This window comes from Micromonospora sp. NPDC049089, from assembly GCF_040648775.1.
Lineage (GTDB): Bacteria > Actinomycetota > Actinomycetes > Mycobacteriales > Micromonosporaceae > Micromonospora.
This window is the reverse complement of record NZ_JBEZEH010000319.1, coordinates 1-5,026: the sequence shown is the minus strand read 5'-3', so window position 1 is coordinate 5,026 and position 5,026 is coordinate 1. Positions and strand designations below refer to the sequence as shown.

Below are 5,026 nucleotides of genomic sequence, written 5' to 3'. Positions count from 1 at the left end.
CGTTTGCGTTGTCACCGCCGGCGGGGTCTACCCAGCGGCAGTTACGGCAGCGGACGGCCGAGACGGGCACAGGTACGGGTTCCGTAGGTTCCGCCCTGGTAGGCGGGGAACTTCAGGGACGCGCGTGACTGCGGCCCGAACTGGCCGTCCGCGCTGATGCCCGCCTTGCTCTGAGCGAACTTCAGCGCGTTGAAGGTCAATTGGCCGAAGGCCGCGTCCTCGCTGAGCAGCGTCTTGCCGGCGGGTGCGAGGTAGCAGTCGTTCAGGGCCTCCTGGAGGGCGCCCGTGCCCGGTCCGCCGTCGCCCCAGACCAGCGAGCACGGCAGGACGCCGTACTTGCCGACCGGTGCGGCGACCTGATAACCGGCCTGGTTGCTGACGACGTCGTAGGACTCGCATTCCGGCTGACTGCGAGCGTGGGCAGGGCTGGCGGCGACGAGCGTGCCCGCGAGCACGGTCACGAGCAATGCGAGCAGTGCTGCCAAACGCTTCATCGAGTTCTCCTTCATCGCGGTGTCGTCCGATGCCCGGGACCCCCGTCGGGCTTCTCCCCGGGCAGTCGGACTCCTGGCAGGACATCCACCGCACGGCTCGTGTCCTGAAGTCAGGCTGGTGCGACGCGAGGTTGTCCAACAGGGCGGTGGCGCCGGACAAACAACGTCGGACAACCCTCAGGACGTGTGCGCAGCTCAGTCAGCGACTCGGCGGTGAGCCGCAGGAAGGGGCGTACCGTTCTGAGGGGATGTGCCTCGCCCACTCCTGCCGGGTCAGCTCACGGCCGGCCTTGGTGCAGATCTGAGCCCTGGCGGCGCGGAGATCGAACGACCAGCGGACGATTCGGCCGTCCTCGGCACCGGAGATGAGAGTTCCGGCCGCAGTAAAGGCGAGCCCGCGGACTCTCGCGCCATGGCCGCTGAGGGTCGTGACCCGTCGCTGGGTGACGGTGTCCCAGATGATGATGGTCCGGTCGTCACCTGCGGACGCGATCCTGCGGCCGTCGCGACTGAAGGCAAGGACCTGGACGGGTGCGGTGTGGCCGTGCAGTACGGCGATTTCGCTGCCGGCCGCGGCATCCCAGAGCTTGACGCTACGACTGTCGCCGGCGGTCGCGAGCAGAGCTCCGTCAGGGCTGACAGCGATGTCCTGCACTGTGCCCTGCTGGCTCTTCACTCGGCTGAGAAGTGTGCCGGTGGTGACGTCCCACGTGTTGACGAAGCCGCCCACGCTCGCGCCCAGGAGACGGCGGCCGTCCGGGGTGAAGGCCAGCGACGTGACGATCTGCGCCGGGAACCTGGCTGTGATGTCCGTCGGGTTGTTGATGTCCCCGACGTCCCAGATGAAGGGGCCGAGCGTGGCGGCTGCGACGAGACGACCACCAGGATCGAAGGCAACGTCCGTAGACGCACCGACTCCCTTGGACACGATCGGTCGGGTGGCGTGTCGTCCACGTTGGAGATCCCAGATCGTGACGATGTTGTTCCGGGTCACGGCGGCGAGCCGGAGCCCGTCGGGGCTGAACGCGACGGCCTGGACCTCGTCTGGGTGCCCGCTGAGAACGGCCACCTGTTCACCGTCGGTGTCCCAGAGGCGGACGGTGCCGTCGCTGCCCGCTGAGGCGACACGTGTTCCGTCCGGGCTGATCTTCAGGTCTTTGACCTGTGCCGCGAAACCGCTGAACGGGGCGTCCTCCAGATTGTGGAGCACGATGGTTCCGTTGAAGCCGGCCGAGGCGAGCATCGCCCCGTCCCGGCTCAGTGCGACGGACACCGTTTCGGTGCGGCCGCGGTCCTGAAAGGTCTGCAGGGACTCGCGGCGTCGCACGTCCCACATCGTGATCGCGCCGTTCTCGTCGGCCACGGCGAGCTTGCTGTCGGTGGGCGCGGAGATGGTCCATGCGTAGCGGCCGGCCAGCGGTAACGGCGGAAGGCGGACCGGCTGGCCGGTGGCAAGATCCCACAGGTACACCCCGCGGTCGTCGGCGGAACCCGCGAGGACATACCCCGAGGGACCGAAGGCGACCGAGAAGACATGCTGGGCGGACAGTCTGGCGAACACGGTGCCGGTCGCCACACGCCAAGCGGCCGGGTGCTCCACCCCGTCGCTGGAGACAAGGATCGCGCCGTCGTGGCTGAACGTGAGGGATCTGACCGGACTCCGGTGCTCGCGGAGCACTGTGCGAGTTGTGGTCCGCAGATCGTAGAGGGCGATGTCGCCGGCACGGCCCGCATTCGCGTCGGCGCCGGGGCCGGCCGTGAGGCCGACGGCGAGCTTGGTCCCGTCCGGGCTGAAGGCCATGCCCGACCCGAGGCTGGTCTCCGTCAACCTGGTCTTCTGTTGGCGCGTCGCGACATCCCAGATGATGATGGACTTGTCGATCCCGACGGAGGCGAGCAGCCTTCCGTGGTCCGCGAAGGCCAGGTCGGAGGTCCGACCGGTGTGACCGGAGAGGTTGGCGATCCGCTCGCCACGTGCGGGGTCCCACAACCCGATGGTGCCGTCACCGGCCGCTGAGGCCAACAGGGAATGGTCCGGGTTGAACGCGACCGTGTAGATGGAGGGCCCGCCGACGTTGAGTTCGGTGCGGCGGGGCGCGGCCGCCGCGCTCAGCACGCTGCCCTGGGTCTCGGTGTTGGAGTTGAGGTGATCGGCCTCGACGGCCAGCAGGCCGGCCAGATCGGGATCGGTCGCGAGCAGGGATCGGGCTTGCAGCGACAGTTCGCTGGAGAGCGCGGCAACCTGCTGTCGGCGGGCGTCCTGGCGTTGTCGTACCGCGACGGCGCCACCCAGCAGGGCGAGTACGAGCAGGGTGGATATGCCTGCGACGAGACGCTTGAACAGGCGGGACTGACGTCGGCCGGCGTTCTGCTCGGACTCGGCGAGAGCGGAGCTGGCGTGCAGGAAGGAGCTTTCGAGTGCGTTGAGCTCCTCCGGACGGTCCTCGGCCAGGGCCTGCGCGCCCAGGAGTTGGGTTCCCCGGTACAGGGCTCCGGTATCACGGTCGAGCGTCGCCCAGGTGTGCGCGGCTTCGGTGAGACGCCGGTGGATCAGCAGGTTCGCCCGATCATCGGCCAGCCATCGGTGCAGCCGCGGCCAGGCCCGGATGAGCGCCTCATGGGCCACCTCCACGGTGCCGTCGCCCATGACCACCAGACGGGATTCGGCCAGCTGGTCCAGAACTCGGGCGGTGACCGCCTCATCGGCGATGCCGTCGAGTTCGGTACGCATGATGGGCCGCCGGGTGTCCTCGGTACCGTCGCCCAATGCGGTGAGCCGCAGGAAGACCCGGCGAGCGGCGTGTCGCTCGGCTGCCCCGAAGTCGCCATAGGCCCGCTCGGCGGTCTGGGCGATCGCCCCGCGTACGCCGCCGCTCGCCTGATAGGCCGACAGAGTGAGGGTTTCCCCGCTTCGTCGTTGCCACGTCTCGAGGAGCGCGTGTGAGACGAGCGGCAGAGCGCCCGGCTCGTCGGCGGCATCGGCGAGCACCGTACTGACCAGGTCGGCTTCGACGCCCATGCCGACCTGGGCGGCGGGCCGAATGATGATCTCCCGCAGGTCGGTGGCGCTCACCGGCCGCACCAGGAGGTGCGCCTCGTCCTCCAGCGCGACGGCCAGGTCCGGATATTGCATGAGGTGGGCGAGGAAGTCGGCGCGTACCCCGAGTACCACAGTGGTGCGGCGATCGGCCCCCCGCGCGGCGTCCAGCAGCGCCTCGATGAACCGGCGGCGTTCCGCCTTGTCGGGGCAGAGTGTGAACACCTCCTCGAACTGATCCACCACCAACAGCGCGCGGGTCTGCGGGGGGCCGCCTGCCAGTGCGCTCCGCACCGCGATGTCGAGCGCGGCGGCATCCGCCGCCAGCTGCTTTCGGATCTCTGGGGCGTCCTGGCCGGTCAACTTCGCGACTTCGGCGGCCAACGCCTCCAGCGGGTGTTCGGTCGGCGTCAACAACATCGTCTGCCACCGCTGGGCGAGCCCACGGTCGGCGGTGATGGCTCCCAGCAGACCGGCCCGTAGCAACGAGGACTTGCCGCTTCCGGAAGCCCCGATGACTGCGGTCAGGCACCGCCGATCGGCCCGTGCCAGCAGCCGCTCGACCAGCTCCGTACGGCCGAAGAACAGCTCCGCCTGCTCGGGCTGGAATGCCGTCAGCCCCTGATACGGGCAGCGTTGCGCGATGGTCTCGGCGGTGCTGGAGGCGACCGCCGCTTCGGCGATGGCCGACCACCGTGCCCGCCATTCGGCCGGGTCGCCGCCGCAGGCCTGAACGTACGCGAGCGTCACCTCCAGCGTCGGCAGCCGGCCACCCTTCGCCGCGTCCGCCAACGTGCTTGCCGAGTAGTGCGCGCGCCGAGCCAGGAGCCGATAGCTCGGGTTGCCCGCGTGCTCCCGCAACTGTCGTAGCTGCCACGCCAACCGTTGCACCGGGCCCGCCGCCGGGTCCACTGGCTTCTCCGGACGGCCCAATACCCACCTCCGCATACTGGGCCGCAACTCTGGCCGCGCGACCATGGCGAGCTTCGGCACGGGCGCCCATCGGATCGGGCCAGAAGAAGTATCCAGTTGTGGCGATGCGGTTGCGGCCCGGGGCTCGGTCCGCGTCGCCAGGCAGCAGGTAACGACTGTCCCATGGGAGCGGGGGAACACGCGGTTGGGCCTGGCGTTGCGCTACCGTCAAGGCGCGCGCCCCCGGCGTCGATCAGTCCGCGTCCGCCGGCCGTCGGCCGTCGATGGCCCGCATGACCCCACCAATCCAAGGAGACCCGATGCCGGAGCCTGAGCCCGCCCAGGACGCCGACGCGGCGGCAGCCGACACCTCAACCACGGCCGAGACCGAGGGTGAGCCCGATCCGCCTGCCGCTCCCGCGAATCGGGCTGCCCGACGCGCGAAGGGCAAGGTCGCCTCACCTCAACCGTTCGGAAAGGGTCAGAACCCCACTGGCCGGGGCTCGGTCCAGGGCCCCCGCCAGTGGGGTAACCGCCGTAGCGGTTGATCCGTGACAGGCGCTCTGTCACCACACCCATGATC

General features: G+C 69.6%; 2 protein-coding genes. Both read right to left on the bottom strand.

What is annotated here, in order from left to right:
- Positions 1-41: 41 nt before the first annotated feature.
- Positions 42-509, bottom strand: coding sequence for a peptidoglycan-binding domain-containing protein (locus AB0B48_RS31895; RefSeq protein ID WP_357208116.1), 468 nt, complete (start codon positions 507-509; stop codon positions 42-44).
- A gap of 184 nt (positions 510-693) precedes the next feature.
- Complete coding sequence (locus AB0B48_RS31890) at positions 694-4,443, bottom strand: helix-turn-helix domain-containing protein (protein WP_357208114.1); 3,750 nt, start codon at positions 4,441-4,443, stop codon at positions 694-696.
- Positions 4,444-5,026 lie beyond the last annotated feature (583 nt).